This window comes from Mesorhizobium sp. M7A.F.Ca.US.011.01.1.1 (genome assembly GCF_003998295.1).
GTDB lineage: Bacteria > Pseudomonadota > Alphaproteobacteria > Rhizobiales > Rhizobiaceae > Mesorhizobium.
In genome coordinates, this window is the sequence record NZ_RZRT01000020.1 from 19,506 (window position 1) to 34,103 (window position 14,598).

Below are 14,598 nucleotides of genomic sequence, written 5' to 3' on the forward strand. Positions count from 1 at the left end.
TTCGTGATGCCGCCCGAGGTGGATTGCAGCGGCCGCGTGGCGATCCAAAGCCGCCGTCACAATCGGCCAAGCGACTCTTTTCGCGGACAGAAGTGCGCTCATGGGGAGCCGAAGCGGCTTGAAATGATGTCGGCAGCAAGCAATATGTCGGAATTAAGCCTATGATATTGTTTACGAAAATTCACCCAACGTGATTTGCGGAGGGAGAGCTTTCCGTTCCAGTTTCAGGCCGTCCGGTGCTGTCGTTTCCCAAGGCGACGGTCCGGAAAAGTGAAACAGCACGGAGTGCTTACCCATGAAGAAGACCCTCGCAACCACCGCCGCTCTGCTCGCCTTCCTTGGCACGGCCTATGCCGCGACCGTTCAGGGCACCATCCAGGCCGTCGACCCGACGACCAAGTCGATCACCCTCGACGACGGCAAGATCTACCAGCTGTCGCCGGAAGCGACGATCGGGAAACTGAAGGTCGGCGCCAAGGTGGCGGTGACCGTCGATGACAAGACCGGCATCGTGACGTCGATCAAGAAGGCCTCGTAGGCGAGAGCATCGTGCGTCGGCAGACCTGCTGACCGGATTTTAATCCCTGTTGCACTCATGGCCGGTCCCTCTGGGATCGGCCATTTTCATCCGTCGGCTCTCGATGCCGGGCGACCTGGATAAGGTCTTCCGGCTGAGCCCCAGGGCCGGCCGGCGGAACGCTGTCCGGCGGCATCGCTATGGTTTTTGCCAAAAAGCCGCGCTATCCCTTGGCCAACGGGGGATATTCATGGCCGACAAACAAAAAGGGTTTCGCCTGTCGCGGCGATTGCTGCTGGGCGCGGCTGTCGTCGGCGGCGCGGTGCTGTGGGGCGGCAACACGGTGGCGCGGCTGGCACGCGGACCTTCGGCGCCAAAGAACGCCGGACGGATAGCCGATATTGACGGGTTTGCGCTGCCTCTGGAGCCGCTGGACAATGCGCCGGCTTTCGACGCGTCACTGCCCTGGTCGGCAAAAGGCGGCGACATCAACGATGCCAGCGGCCTGTCGATGACGCCGGTCTACGGCGTCGTCGAGGTCAGCGAGGACGAGCACATCGCCAATGCGCTGGCCTTCGCGCGTGCCAATGGCCTGAAAGTCTCGCTGGCCGCCATCCGCCATTCGATGGGCGGGCATGCCTTCGACGACAACGCGCTGGTACTCGACCTCAGAAAGTTCAACAAGGTGACCGTGGATGCGGCGGCGAAGACCATCACCTTGCAGCCGGGCGCGCGCTGGCACGACATCCAGAACCTTCTGCATCCGCGCTTTGCGGTGAAGGCGATGCAGTCGACCGACATCTTCTCGGTCGGCGGCTCGCTGTCGGTCAATGCGCACGGCATGGACCACCAGGCGGGTTCGGTGGCGAGCTCGATCCGCTCGATGCGGGTGATGCTGGCCGACGGTTCGGTGACGACCTGCTCGCCCACCGAGAACACCGATCTGTTCCGCCACGTCGTCGGCGGCTACGGCCTGTTCGGCGTGGTGCTGGAGGCGACGCTCGATATCGTCGACAATGCCGTCTACCGGACCTCGCGCGAAATCATCAGATCGGACGATTTTCCGAAATTCTTCGCCGAGGTGCTGGAGCCGAACAAGAATATCGGCCTGTTCTACGGCCATCTGTCGACGGCCCCCGGCAATTTCCTCGAGGATATGATCGTCTACCGTTACGACAAGGTGGCGGAGCAGCCGCCGGCGGATCAGCCTGAGATCGGCGAGCCGGGTTCAGTCGGGTTGAAGCGGGTGATCATCAACCTGGCGAAATGGGGCAGCCTGTTCCAGGAGTTGAAGTGGTTCACCGAAAAGACGCTGGAGCCGAAATTCGAAAGCTGCACGGTGGCGCGTACTTCGGCCATGGCCGAGGGCGAGGCCTGTCTCGTCACCCGCAACAACCCGATGCACGATTCGGTGCCCTATCTCTTCAACGATCAAATAGAAGAGACCGACATCCTGCACGAATATTTTATTCCACGTGCCGCCTATGTCGAATTCATCGCGGAAGCGCGCGAGATCCTGCGCAACCAGACGCTGCCGGTGCTCAATGCTTCGGTGCGCATTGTCCACAAGGAGGATGTTGCGCTGACCTACGCGCCGGAGCCGGCCTATTCGCTGGTGCTCTACATCAACCAGCCGACCGATGCCGACGGCAATGCCAGGATGCGCGCGCTGACGCGGGCGCTGATCGACGTGACGATCAAGCATGGCGGGCGCTTCTTCCTGCCTTACCAGCTGCATTATACGACCAGGGAATTGCTGGCCTCCTATCCCGAACTGCCGGCCTTCCTGGCGGCGAAGCGGCAGTATGACCCGACGGAACTGTTTTCCTCGACCTTCTACCGTGCCATCAAGGCGCTGAGCGGGGTGGCGTAGACGTTAGGAGACTTCATGCGCAAGGTATCAGCCGCGGCACTCATCCTCATCGCGCTGTGCGCTGGCCCTGCCGGAGCCGAGGATCTCAAGGCCTTCAAGCTGACCATCGACGGTGTGACGGTCGATATCGATCCCGGCGAGAGCGCAGACGTGACCTTGCCTGGCGGCAAGCAGGGCAAGGTGACGCTCGAGCGCAACGACTTCGCCACCTTTTCCGGCAGCGTTTTCTCCTTCGTTCACCCCAGCAGCATCTCGGTGACCAAGACCGATCTCGGCGATGATATCACGCAGTATCTGATGGCGTCGGCTCTCGGCACGATCGTCGTCGTGCAGGAATATGGCAAGATGAATCCGGTGTCGCTCAACCAGCTGATGCTGCAGGAGATGACCAAGGAATCGGTGCAGGCCGGCGCCAAGCTGACGCAGGAGCCGACGACGCGCAAACTCGCCGACGGCAAGGAATTGACCGGGATTCGCGCCGAGGTGAAGACACGCACCGACACCGCCGATTTCGAGATCGTCGGCTTCGGCCTGGCCGATCGGGGGCTGCTGTTCATCACCCGCGTTGCCGGCGAGGATGCAGCGACCGAAAAGCCGCTTATCGACAAGTTCTGGCAGAGCCTGAAAGTCAAGCTGCAGCGGGACTAGGCTCGTCTCTCAGTTTGGGTTTCGGGGGGAATCCATACTTTTGCATAACGGCGGCTCAAGTTATTCTGACGATCCGGATGTTGGAGATCCTGCAGCATGGCGAAGCTCATTTTCAGAATGAACCAGTCCCTCGACGGCTATGTCGACCACCAGAAAATGCCGTCAGGCCCGACAATCTTTCGTCACTGGATAGAGCAAGTGCGCAATTTGAGCGGCAGTGTTTACGGTCGCGGCATGTACGAGGTCATGCGTTATTGGGACGAAGACAGTCCTGAATGGAGCGCGGAGGCGCACGAATTCGCGGCGGCGTGGCGGAGCCAACCGAAGTGGGTTGTGTCGCGCTCGCTGAAGTCGGTCGGCCCCAACGCCACACTTGTCGCGGACGACGTCGAGGCGGTGATAGGTGGGCTTAAGGCTGAGCTCGTCGGGGAGATTTCAGTTTCCGGACCAAACCTGGCACGAAGCCTGACCGACCTTGGTCTTATCGATGAATATCAACTCTACCTCCACCCGTTCGTGCTCGGTCATGGCAAGCCATTCTTCGCCGGCCCCCGGCCGCCGCTTCGCTTTGTGGCCAGCGATTTGATTGGCGATGACGTGATCAGGTTGACCTATGTTCCTGCCTGATTAAGCGGTCGTCAAACCGAGACGCTAGCAGGACTACAGCCCCTTTGGCACTAAGCCGGCCAGCCAGTTCACGGAGCGTTTCGCGGCATCGGCGGTCGCCGAGGCGGCGCGGCCGAGATCGGTCTTGACCACGGCGTAGCCGTTCTTGGTGCGATAGAGCACGCCGGTTCCGCCATCGACCACCTGTTCATAGGCGACGGGCCGGGCGGCGTCGGCTTCCATGGCTGTCGTCGGCGAACCGACCGAGACGCTCGGCCGGTGGCTCAATTCAGGCGGTAGCGGGCTTTCGGTTCTGACAACGCGGCTGGCGGGCTTCAATTCCGGGCGCGACGCGGTCGCGGCCAGCTGCGAGGAGGACGACGAACCCTTCGCGCGGCAGATGCCGGAGACGAGCGGATAATTGAAATTGCGCTCGTGCAGCATCTGGCTCTTCATCGCCGCTTCGCACTCGGCGACGGTCGACCACTTGGCCGGCGTCTCGCCGATATATTCGCAAAGCTTGGCGTCGCAGTCGCAGCCGACAATGGTCATGGCGACAAGGGCGGTCTTGATCACGGTCTTGTCCCTTCGAGATGCCCCCCGGCAACCCATCCATTTCTCCCATTCCTTCGCGCGCGAACAAGGCGGGATTTGGCCGCGATTGTGGAATGGGCGTGGCGGAGCGCCCGAAATGCATAATCCTGGCCGGGCGTGGCCGAAAGGCCTCAGTAGTCGTAGACGTGTTCAAGCCTGGCGCCAGCCTTGATCAGCGCCGGCAGCACGAGATGCAGCTTGCGCACGGCGACGATCATGCCGGTGCGGCGCGTGGATTGATCGGCCGGGAGCGGATAGCTGAACAGGATGCGCATGCCTTCGGGAACGGCGATCGTATCGGTGGAGAGCACCGTGACCATGATCTCGTCATTGCCGCCGATCTCGACGAAGGAGACGCCCCTGTCGATCAGGCGCGGGATCATTTCGGTGAACACCTGATAGCGCCTGGTGACGAAGATGGTGCCGTCGGCGCCCAGGTCACGTTCGAGCAAGGTGTCGGGCTCGTTGCGGGTGGCTTCGCCGACCGGCCCCTTGGCCCAGACATGGATGTCGAGCAAGGCAGGGTCCATCGTGGCGGCGAGCGCCTTGGTGATCAGGTCGGCATAGCCCTGCTTGATGGTGTCGGCGAGGCCGAAGGCCAATTTGCGTTCGCTGGTCCGGATCGAGCTGTCTCCCGGCGCCGGCTGCACGGCAAACAGGCCGGCGCGCTTCTCGGCATAGGGGAACTGATACCAGGGCACCTGGTCGAGAAACCCTGCATAGTCCGCCGCCACCTTGGCCTGATAGATGTCGGCGGCGGTGCGCTTGGCCGTCGTCGCCTCGGTGATGCGGCCGACCGTGTTCTCATAGGCCCACTGCAGGATATGCTCGATCGAGTGGCTGGTGCCGATGATGACCAGCATCTGGTGGTTGGCGTAGTTAAACTTGTAGGCAGAACTGGCGCGGATGACCATGGCGTAGTCCTGCCAGAAGCGGCCGACATAGGACCAGTAGGGGAAGCCGCTCGGCTGGTCCTTGTCGACGAAGCCGGCATATTCGCGCGCGGCGTAGACGATCGCCCATTCCGGATAGGTAAGGAAGGTCGATTCCTCCGGCCGCTGGTAGTCCGGAATCTCGGCGCGGACCTTGTCGGCCAGCGCCTTGGGCGGGGCGCCGTCGGCAATTCCGGGCAGCGGCGTCTTGTCGAGCGACGATGTCGTCAGAAAGCCGTAGCTCAGCCCGGCGATCGGGATGAGGATGACGAGGACGATCGCCCACAGGATCGTCTTGATGATGCGCTTCAGCCAGCGGAACAGGAACATGCCAGATCAGGCCGTGGCGAAGTGTTCGTGTATGCGCCTGGCCAGCCGGAAGCCGACATAGACGGCGAAGCCACCGATGACCAGGTGCGGCAGGTTGGCGAAGAAGCGGGCCGGGAATTCGATATCGTTGAGGGAGCGGAAGCCGTTGATGAAGATACCGGCATCGAGGCAGCCGGAACCGGTGACCAGACCGAGCACGCCGTCGAACAGGTAGACCGAACCGAACAGCTTGAAATAGAACACCGCCTGGCGGTGCGAGATGAAGGCGGCGGCCAGCGCCCAGACGCCGGAGAAGGCGTGCAGCAGGTCGTCATACCATTGCAGCGAAAACAGACCGAACAGATTGCCGCCAGCGTCATTGAACGCGGGTATGTAGCCAATGGCGACGACGCCGAAAAACAGGAAAGCATAGGCGACGGCAAGCTTCTGGATCAGCGTCATGAAGTATCCCCCCTCTACGAGTCCGCTTTGCAAACAGACTCTGACGACGCAGCGATACTAACCGATTTTAGCGCGCGGTGAAGCGGCGCCCGCGAGATCGCCGGCGAAGGATATCGAGGGGCAAAAAGACAGTCGGCGCCAGGATTTCTCCCAGCGCCTCCCTGTCAGATCAGGACACGGTCGCGGCAGCAACTTCCGTAAAGTCGTCGCGCCTTGCCGGCCTTGATTTTGACGGTCCTGCCAGTCCGCCGCCCGAGAGCAGCGTCCGTTCGGGACCACGCCGGTTTCCACCCTTGCGGGCTTTGCCCTGCGCACCATCGAAGGTTTTTGCCGTCCTTCATGGCAGCATCGGTCCGCCGTAGGCGTTGGCACGCTTTCCGCGGCCCCGTAGGTCTCGGCTCCGTCCCTCGAAACAGGCAAGCCTGCTCTCGCTTCGGGCCGTACGGGCCTCAGGAAATCCGCCTTTCACTTCGCCTTTCGGCTTGATGATCGGTAGCCGCCTGAGATGGGTTTAACCTACGCCGGGCAAGGGTCCTGGGGAATGGCCGGAGGCCTGTGGATAACGGGATTATCGGGGATCAAGCTGGGGTAACGAAATTTTCCTGTCCGCCACGATGGGCGTCATCGGCGGACATTCGGCCTTGCTCTGCGGGCGGGTGCAGTCTTCAATGCCGGCAAAGGATTCGAGGCGCCGAGCGCCTCGTATCCTTGCGGGAGGGTTGCTTGAAAGTCGGAGTGGTTCTCAACCCGATTGCCGGTGGGGGCCGGCTGAAACGGCATTGGCCTGATGTCGCCGTGTCGCTGAAAAAGCATTTTGGCGAATTCGAGCTGCGCGAAACGCAGGCGGAAGGTGACGCCGAAAGGCTGGCAATCGATCTCGCGATGATTGGCTTCGACCTGGTGATCGCGGCCGGCGGCGACGGCACTGCCAGCGAAGTGGCCGATGGACTGCTGCAGGCGTTCCAGGAAAGCGGCCGGACCACCGAGCTCGGCCTCTTGCCGTGCGGCACCGGCATCGATTTCGCGCGCGGGCTCGGCCTGCCGAAAGAGGTGGATGCCGTGCTGAAGCGGTTGGCCGAAGCCAAGGGTCGCAAGGTCGATGCCGGGCGCATCTGCTACATCGACGATCACGGCGCGCTGGCCAGCCGGCATTTCATCAACATCGCCAGCCTGGGGCTTTCCGGCGCCACTGACCGCGCCGTCAATGCCGACAAGCGCAAGGGCAGGATGTCGGCCAAGGCGCTGTTCCTGTGGCGCACCGTGGTCGAGTTCATCCGCTACCGCTTCCAGGAGGTCAGCATCACGGTCGACGACGGCGTTCCCGTCGAAGCGCGCATGGCGCTGGTGGCGGTCGCCAATGGAAAGTTCTTCGGCGGCGGTATGATGATCGCGCCGGATGCGGAACTGACCGACGGGCAGTTCGACATCGTCATCCTGCGCGCGGCCGGCAAGCTGAAGCTGATCTGGGATATCCGGCTGCTCTATGGCGGCCGGCACCGCAACCATCCGGCGATCACCATCCTGCGCGGCAGGAAAGTCGTGGTCGAACCGCTCTGTGATGTCGAAAAGAACGGCGCGCTGGTTGACATAGACGGCGAGTCGCCGGGGCGCATACCGGCGACCTTCGAGATCCTGCCGGGTGCATTGACGCTCAGATATTGAATCAAGCCGTTGACGGATTGATTCAGATGGATCCGCCGATCCATCCAAGGCCCTGAAATCGCTTGATATCTGGCTGGCGTCAGAGTTCCAGTTTGGCCGGAAAACCGGGCGCGCGCAGGTTGGTGCCGACGGCATCTTCCAACAGTTTGACGATCTGGGTCGACCAGGCGCCGCCGCCATAGGTGGCCTTGCCTTGCTGAAAAATCGCGTTGACGCGCGATGCCAGCTCAAGCGGCACGCCTGACTGTTCGCCCATGGCGAGCGCGAAGCTGAGGTCCTTCAGCGCCAGATCCATGGTGAAGCCGATATCGTAGGAGCCGTTGAGAATGAGCTGGCTTTCGGTCTCGTGGACGAAGCTGTTGCCGGAGGAGGCGACGACGGCGTGATAAGCTTGGGCGAGGTCCAGCCCGCCTCGCTTGGCCAGCATCAGCGCCTCGCCGGCGGCGACGAGGTGAACGAAGGCGAGCATGTTGGTGATCACCTTGATCACCGCCGCCGAGCCGACCGGACCCATCAGGAACGATTTCGCGCACATGGCTTCAATCGCCGGTCGATGATGCTCATAGAGTGCGGCGTCGCCACCGACCAGCGCGGTGATTTTCCCGGCCGCCGCCAGATGCACGCCACCGGTGACCGGGCATTCCAGGGTCTCGACGCCCTTGGCCGAGGCGAGTGCCGCAAGGCGAAGAATCTCGTCGCGGCCGTTAGTCGACATCTCGATCCAGGTGCCGCCTTGGGGCAGCCCCTCAAGCAATCCGTCGGGTCCGGCCAGCACCGCTTCGCTGACCTTGGGCGAGGGCAGGCACGTGATGGCATTGCCTGCCCGGGCGGCGGCCTCGGCCGCGCTGTCTGCAGCGGTGGCGCCGAGCGCCACCAGGCGCTCGACGGCGGCGGGATCGCGGTCGAAGACGGTGATGGCAAAGCCGTTGCGGACCAGGCTGGCGGCAAGGTTGCCGCCGAGATGGCCAAGGCCGATGAAGGCGTAGCTTTCGCTCACGGCATCAGCGGCGTCTGCATCATCTGCAGATGCAGGTCCTTGCCCGTATAGGGATGCGCGTCGCAGACCGCCTCATTGAGCTCGACTCCGAGGCCGGGCTCCTTCGAGGGGATGATTTTGCCGTCCTGCCACTCGATCTTCTTCTTCAGCAGCGTGGCGTGGAAACCGTCCCACTGCTTCAGCGATTCCAGGATGAGGAAGTTGGGCAGCGTCACCGCCAGCTGGATGTTGGCGGCACCGACGATCGGTCCGCAATAGCAATGCGGCGCGATCTGGATGTGGTAGGCCTCGGCCATGGCGGCGATCTTCTTGGTTTCGAGAATGCCGCCGGAGCGGCCGAGGTCCGGCTGCAGGATGGTCGCGGCGCGGTTCTCGATGACGCGGGCGAACTCGAATTTGGTCGTCAGCCGCTCGCCGGTGGCGATCGGGATCGAGGTCGCGCGGGCCACTTGGGCCATGACCTCAGGCATATCAGGCGGCACCGGCTCCTCGAACCACAAGGGATCATACGGCTCGATGGCGCGCGCCATGCGCAGCGCGCCGGACGCCGTGAACTGGCCGTGCGTGCCGAACAGGATGTCGGCGCGGGTGCCGACCGCCTCGCGGATTGCCTTGATCATGCGGGTGGAGACATCGATGTCGACGAGGCGCGGCTGATGGCCGTCGAAGGCGGTGTAGGGGCCGGCCGGGTCGAGCTTGACGGCATTGAAACCCTGCTCGACATATTCGAGCGCACAGGCAGCGGCGAGATCTGGATCGTTGTAGACGTTCTTGCCGTGCGCGTCCTCGGAGTGGACGCTGCCGCTGTGCGGATAGAGATAGGTGTAGGAGCGCAGCGTCTCGTGCACCTGGCCGCCGAGCAGTTTGTAGACCGGCTTGTCGGCTTCCTTGCCGATAATGTCCCAGCAGGCCATTTCCAGCGCCGAGAAGCAGCCCATGCCGGACACATCGGGGCGCTGGGTGAAGCCGGAGGAATAGGCGCGGCGGAAGAAATTCTCGATGTCGTGCGGATCGCGGCCGATGAGATAGCGCTCGGCCATGTCCTCGACCATCCGGGCGCTAACATGGGCCGAGAAGGTGGCGTTGTAGGCCTCGCCATAGCCGACCACGCCACCATCGGTGGTCAGCTTGACGAAGATGAAATACTTGCCGCCGATGCCGGGCGGCGGATTGCCGACAACCCAGGTCTTGACGTCGGTGATCTTCATTCTTGGTCCTCCAGAACCAGTTCGGCGCCTTTCCAACCGGTCATGATCGAGGCGGCGTTGGTGTTGCCGGTGATGTTGTCGGGAAAGATCGAGGCATCGATGACGCGCAAACCTTCCAGACCATGCACCCTGAGACGCGGATCGACGACGGCGCGCGCGGGATCCGGCCCCATGCGGCAGGTCGAGACCGGGTGATAGACGGTGCCCGAGCGCTTCCTGAAATCCTGGACCAGATCGGCGTCCGAGGTGATCGACGGGCCGGGCAACACCTCTTCCTCGATGATCTCGGCCATGGCAGGCATCGAGGCGATCTTGCGCACGAATTTCACCGCGTCGAGCATCTCGGCGACATCGGCCTCGGTCGAATAGGCGTTGGCTGTTATTTTGGGGTAGTCGCGCGGGTTGCTGGAGCGGATCATGATCTCGCCACGGCTCGACGGGCGGCAGTTGGATAGGCCGATGGAGAAGCCCGGCCATGGATCCGGCGTCAGGATCGGGCGCTCGCCGCTCTTGGGAATGACGGTCGAGAAGGCCTGGAAATAGAGCTGCATGTTAGGCCGCGTCGTCGCAGGGTCGGTGCGAAAGAAGCCGCCGGCATTGTTCATCGACAGCGACAGCGGGCCGGAGCGGGTGAGGATGTACTGCATGCCGACCAGCAGCTTGCCCCACCAGGGGCGCAGCGTCTGGTTGAGCGTCGGCAGCCGGCCCTTGAAGGTGTAGTTGATGCCGACATGGTCCTGCAGATGCGCGCCGACATTTTCGTTGGCATGGACGACGGGAATGCCCAGGCTCCCAAGCAGGGCGGAGGGACCGACGCCGGACAGCTGCAGCAATTGCGGCGAGTTGACCGAACCGCCCGACAGGATGACTTCGCGGCCGGCACGCGCCGTCTTCATCTCGCCGTTCTGCTGGTATTCGACGCCGACGGCACGCTTGCCCTCGAACAGGATTTTTGTCGCCAGCGCCTTCATCTCGACGCGGACATTGGCGCGCTTCATTGCCGGGCGCAGGAAGGCGCGCGCCGCCGACATGCGGCGGCCGTTGCGGGTCGAGATCTGGTAGATGCCGACGCCTTCCTGGGCGGCACCGTTGAAATCCGGGTTGAGCGGCAGGCCGGCCTGCTGGCCGGCGGCGAGATAGCGTTTGGTCAGCGGATGGACGGCGTCCGAACAGTCGGTGACATGCAGCGGGCCGCCCGTGCCGCGCCATGTGTCGGCACCGGCCTGGTTGTCCTCGAGCGCCTTGAAGGCGGGCAGCAGATCGTCATAGCCCCAGCCGGGATTGCCGGCGGCGGCCCAGGCATCGAAATCCTCGCGCGCGCCCCTGATCCAGACCATGGCGTTGATCGAGCTCGAACCGCCGAGTAGCTTGCCGCGCGGCCAGTGGTCGGCATTGCCAGCGAGGCCCGGGTCCGGCTCGGCCTTGTAGTTCCAGTTGACCGTGGGATCGAAGAAGGTCTTGCCGTAGCCGAGCGGCATCTGCACGTAGAAGCGGCGGTCGGTGCCGCCGGCCTCCAGCACCAGCACCGAGAAGCGTCCCGAGGCCGAGAGTTTTTCGGCCAGGACCGAGCCGGCCGAGCCGGAGCCGACGATGATGAAATCATAGGTCTGCATGATGATGCGGGCGGCTCCGGAAAATTGGCTGCAGCCTAGACGCGACGGCATTCCGAAGTCGCCGCGCCATCCGGCATCAGTTGTGAAAAAAGCGACGGTCGAACTGGCCGGGTTTGCGGGGATACCCGACAATCGCGCTTGATATCTACCTTCTCGACAGCCTATGCGATGGCATTATCTTGGCGCATGATTTTCTCCGAAAAGTCTGCAGCTTTTCGGAATCATGCTCTGGCCACTCTGCGGAAGGCAGGAAATCATATGCGAACCCTCCCTGACGCGTTCATCCCCGAACTGCCGGGCCACTACAGCGGCAAGGTCCGCGAGAACTACGACCTTGCGGATGGCCGGCGCATCATCATCGCCACCGACCGCCTCAGTGCCTTCGACACCATCCTGACTTCGATCCCGTACAAAGGAGAGATCCTGACGCAGACGGCGCGCTACTGGTTCGAGGAAACCGCCGACATCTGCCCGAACCATGTTCTCGAATACCCCGACCCGAACGTCGTCGTCGGCACGAGGCTCGACATCCTGCCGGTCGAGATCGTCGTGCGCGGCTATCTGGCGGGCACCACCAGCACCTCGATCCTGACGCGCTACAAGCGCGGTGACCGTGACATGTACGGCATCCGCCTGCCGGACGGCCTGCGCGACAATGAAAAACTGGCGGAGCCGATCATCACGCCGACCAGCAAGGCCGCGCATGGCGGCCATGACGAACCGCTGTCCAAAGCGGAGATCCTCGAGCAGGGTCTTCTCACGCAGGCGCAGTGGGATACCGTATCGGACTACGCCTTGCGGCTGTTCGCCCGCGGCCAGCAGCGCGCCGCGGAACGCGGCCTGATCCTCGCCGACACGAAGTACGAATTCGGCACCGACAAGGACGGGACCATCATTCTTGCCGATGAAATCCACACCCCGGACAGCAGCCGGTACTGGATCGCATCGAGCTACGGACAGGCGCTCGCCAGCGGCAGCCGGCCGGAGAGCTTCGACAAGGATTTCATCCGCTCGTGGGTCTCGGCCCGCTGCGATCCGTACAAGGACCCCATACCTGAAATACCGGACGAGATCGTCGAACAGGCTTCGCGGGTCTATGCGCAGGCCTATGAGGCGATCACCGGCAAGGAATTTTCTCCAGACCTTTCCGGGGACAGCGTGCTCGATCGTATTCGCACGAACCTCAGGCGCTATTTCTGATCGACCTTCGCCGGGTGATGCGAACTGCCGTCTTCCACCCATCGCAATGCCAGAGCCCACCAACTCGGGTTAACGGAGCCTTTGCCGGGCGTTGGCTGACGGTGCATCAAACGAAAAACCCGCCTGTGCGGCGGGTCACTGGCGCAAATCAGCACCATAGGCAAAAATGTACCATAGCTGAGGTCACCGAGTCAAGAAAAAATTCCTATCGTGAAAAGCTGCCGACACCGCGACCCGGCTGTCGCAGGTCTTTTGTCAGTTCGGAGCCTGTGGCCATGTCGTGGCGCGTTGACCTTGGGGCGCCGTGACGATACGGGATCGAGGGCGGCCGGTCTCGAAGGAATTCTCGCATGGTGCACTACGCTGAAGGACGGCCGCTCGGCGATCTGACGCTGCGCACCCTGGCCATGCCTTCGGATGCCAATGCGGCCGGCGACATTTTCGGCGGCTGGGTGATGGCGCAGATGGACCTCGCCTGCGGCATCCGTGCCGCCGAGCGCGCCAAGGGCCGCGTGGTGACGGCTGCGGTGAAAGAGATGTCCTTCGCCAAGCCGATGAAGATCGGCGACACGCTGTGCATCTACACCCATGTCGAACGCGTCGGCCGCACCTCGATGACGCTCAAGGTCGAGGCCTGGGCGCAGCGCTACCTCTCCGACCTGATGGAGAAGGTCACCCATGCCGATTTCGTCATGGTGGCGCTGGATGGCGAGGGCAAGCCGAAAGCGGTTCCTGCCGAAGGCTGACGCAAGCCGTTTCTCCCACGCTTGGTCATTTGTAACAGTGCCCCTCCGGTGGACCCGTTTCGCGACATCCAACGGTTGCCTCCATGCGCGATCCTGCTGCAATCGGAGGAGAGACAATGCGTCAACATCTGCTGAACGGTTGGCTCGTGGCAGCCCTGGTCTTGACGACCTGCCTGCTCGGCGTGACCGCCTACGCGGAGGTGAAGGAAGATATCTCGCGCATTGCCTGCACGCATGAGGACAAGGCTCCCGGCGAGCGGGGCGCACGGTGTGATACCTGTGCCGCGGCGCGATGCGATGTCCGCATGTCAGGAGCCTGAGCGGCAGCCGTCAGCGGACGGCATGAGCGGCAATCCGCCAGCCAAAACGGCGCGTGCATTCGGGCAACGATCCGCGCAGCCGAGATAGAATTTCCGATCAGGCAAGCCGGATGTTGCGTGCGGGGCTGAATTCCTTGCCGTGCAAGGGTTTCAGGCGTGCGTGCCGTCGAATTTTTCGCGCGCCGCCTTGACGCGCATGGTGTTCGCGCGCGCCCATTCGCTCAGTGCGCTGACGGGGATCAGCAGCTCGTGGCCGAGCTCGGTCAGCTCATAATCGACGCGCGGCGGAATGGTTGGAAACACGGTGCGGGTGACGAAGCCGTCACGCTCCAGCCCGCGCAAGGTGGTGGTCAGCATCTTCTGCGAGATGCCGCCGACGGCGGCGCGCAATTCATTGAAACGCATCGGTCCGTCGCCCAGCTTGCCGACGACCAGAACAGTCCATTTGTCGCCGACGCGCTGTAGGATTTCCGAGATGGCGCGGCAGTCCTCGGTGCGGTGTGGGTGCCTCGGTAACAAAAAAGTGCCTTCTTGTGCATCGCGTTTGCAGTATCTCATATAGCGCAGGTATCCAAATGATACCAGTACTTCGTGCAAGGAGAGCCCTTATGTCCAAACCCAAAATTGCCATCGTCGTCGGATCGACGCGCGCCGCTCGTTTCGCCGATGTGCCAACCCAGTGGATCGCCAAGATCGCCAAGTCGCACGCCGACATCGACGTCGAGATCGTCGACCTGCGCGACTTCCCGCTGCCGTTCTTCGACGAGGTCGCATCCTCCGCCTGGGCGCCGTCGCAGAACGAAGTGGCGCAGCGCTGGCAGAAGAAGGTCGCCGAATTCGACGGTTTCATCTTCACCGCCGCCGAATACAATCATGGCCCGACGGCCGTGCTGAAGAACGCCATCGACTAC

General features: G+C 62.8%; 16 protein-coding genes. 9 read left to right on the forward strand and 7 right to left on the reverse strand.

Going from position 1 to position 14,598, the window contains the following annotated elements; translation table 11 throughout:
- Nucleotides 1–295 precede the first annotated feature (295 nt).
- The 4 genes from EOA13_RS19160 (at nt 296) to EOA13_RS19175 (ending at nt 3,665) form a co-directional block, all read left to right on the forward strand.
- The gene (locus tag EOA13_RS19160; RefSeq protein WP_013530037.1) at nt 296–538 is read left to right on the forward strand and encodes a DUF1344 domain-containing protein; all 243 of its coding nucleotides are present in this window, start codon (nt 296–298) and stop codon (nt 536–538) included.
- A gap of 229 nt (nt 539–767) precedes the next feature.
- On the forward strand, nt 768–2,390 hold the full coding sequence (locus EOA13_RS19165) for an FAD-binding oxidoreductase (protein WP_127294980.1): 1,623 nt from the start codon (nt 768–770) through the stop codon (nt 2,388–2,390).
- 15 nt (nt 2,391–2,405) lie between these two features.
- Nucleotides 2,406–3,038 carry a hypothetical protein gene (locus tag EOA13_RS19170; protein ID WP_127294982.1) on the forward strand — a complete coding sequence of 211 codons (633 nt, stop codon included), beginning with the start codon at nt 2,406–2,408 and terminating at the stop codon, nt 3,036–3,038.
- Nucleotides 3,039–3,134: 96 nt separating this feature from the next.
- Entirely contained in the window at nt 3,135–3,665 is a 531-nt protein-coding gene (locus EOA13_RS19175; RefSeq protein ID WP_127294984.1) for a dihydrofolate reductase family protein, read from the forward strand.
- A 33-nt stretch (nt 3,666–3,698) separates the two neighbouring features.
- On the opposite strand, the gene EOA13_RS19180 is transcribed toward EOA13_RS19175, so the two are convergent.
- The 3 genes from EOA13_RS19180 to EOA13_RS19190 form a co-directional block, all read right to left on the reverse strand.
- Complete coding sequence (locus tag EOA13_RS19180) at nt 3,699–4,220, reverse strand: hypothetical protein (RefSeq protein WP_127294986.1); 522 nt, start codon at nt 4,218–4,220, stop codon at nt 3,699–3,701.
- Nucleotides 4,221–4,369: 149 nt separating this feature from the next.
- Entirely contained in the window at nt 4,370–5,500 is a 1,131-nt protein-coding gene (locus EOA13_RS19185; RefSeq protein WP_127294988.1) for a hypothetical protein, read from the reverse strand.
- Nucleotides 5,501–5,506: 6 nt separating this feature from the next.
- A complete protein-coding gene (locus tag EOA13_RS19190; RefSeq protein ID WP_127294990.1) occupies nt 5,507–5,941 on the reverse strand; it encodes a hypothetical protein in 435 nt (144 codons plus the stop codon).
- Nucleotides 5,942–6,664: 723 nt separating this feature from the next.
- Here EOA13_RS19190 and EOA13_RS19195 point away from each other — a divergent pair.
- On the forward strand, nt 6,665–7,603 hold the full coding sequence (locus EOA13_RS19195; protein ID WP_127294992.1) for a diacylglycerol kinase family protein: 939 nt from the start codon (nt 6,665–6,667) through the stop codon (nt 7,601–7,603).
- 79 nt (nt 7,604–7,682) lie between these two features.
- Here EOA13_RS19195 and EOA13_RS19200 read toward each other — a convergent pair whose 3' ends face one another.
- Genes EOA13_RS19200 through EOA13_RS19210 form a run of 3 tightly spaced genes read right to left on the reverse strand, consistent with a single transcriptional unit; the run spans nt 7,683 to nt 11,421 of the window.
- A complete protein-coding gene (locus EOA13_RS19200) occupies nt 7,683–8,600 on the reverse strand; it encodes an NAD(P)-dependent oxidoreductase (protein WP_127294994.1) in 918 nt (305 codons plus the stop codon).
- A complete protein-coding gene (locus EOA13_RS19205; protein WP_127294996.1) occupies nt 8,597–9,808 on the reverse strand; it encodes a mandelate racemase/muconate lactonizing enzyme family protein in 1,212 nt (403 codons plus the stop codon). The genes EOA13_RS19200 and EOA13_RS19205 overlap by 4 nt, the downstream gene beginning before the upstream one ends.
- Complete coding sequence (locus EOA13_RS19210; RefSeq protein WP_127295104.1) at nt 9,805–11,421, reverse strand: GMC family oxidoreductase N-terminal domain-containing protein; 1,617 nt, start codon at nt 11,419–11,421, stop codon at nt 9,805–9,807. Before EOA13_RS19210 ends, EOA13_RS19205 begins: the two co-directional genes overlap by 4 nt.
- A 258-nt stretch (nt 11,422–11,679) precedes the next feature.
- Between EOA13_RS19210 and EOA13_RS19215 the strand changes: the two genes are divergently transcribed.
- The 3 genes from EOA13_RS19215 (at nt 11,680) to EOA13_RS19225 (ending at nt 13,687) form a co-directional block, all read left to right on the forward strand.
- A complete protein-coding gene (locus EOA13_RS19215) occupies nt 11,680–12,621 on the forward strand; it encodes a phosphoribosylaminoimidazolesuccinocarboxamide synthase (RefSeq protein ID WP_127294998.1) in 942 nt (313 codons plus the stop codon).
- 350 nt (nt 12,622–12,971) lie between these two features.
- Nucleotides 12,972–13,367: a hotdog domain-containing protein gene (locus EOA13_RS19220; RefSeq protein ID WP_013530049.1), complete on the forward strand. Its 396-nt coding sequence runs from the start codon at nt 12,972–12,974 to the stop codon at nt 13,365–13,367.
- Between the two features lie 116 nt (nt 13,368–13,483).
- Nucleotides 13,484–13,687 (forward strand): hypothetical protein, encoded by a 204-nt coding sequence (locus EOA13_RS19225; protein WP_127295000.1) that lies wholly within the window; start codon nt 13,484–13,486, stop codon nt 13,685–13,687.
- Between the two features lie 150 nt (nt 13,688–13,837).
- On the opposite strand, the gene EOA13_RS19230 is transcribed toward EOA13_RS19225, so the two are convergent.
- Nucleotides 13,838–14,206, reverse strand: coding sequence for a helix-turn-helix domain-containing protein (locus EOA13_RS19230; protein ID WP_164780174.1), 369 nt, complete (start codon nt 14,204–14,206; stop codon nt 13,838–13,840).
- Nucleotides 14,207–14,295: 89 nt separating this feature from the next.
- Here EOA13_RS19230 and EOA13_RS38805 point away from each other — a divergent pair.
- Nucleotides 14,296–14,598, forward strand: a 303-nt coding sequence (locus tag EOA13_RS38805) for an NAD(P)H-dependent oxidoreductase (protein ID WP_245490427.1), incomplete at its 3' end; no start/stop codon positions are given.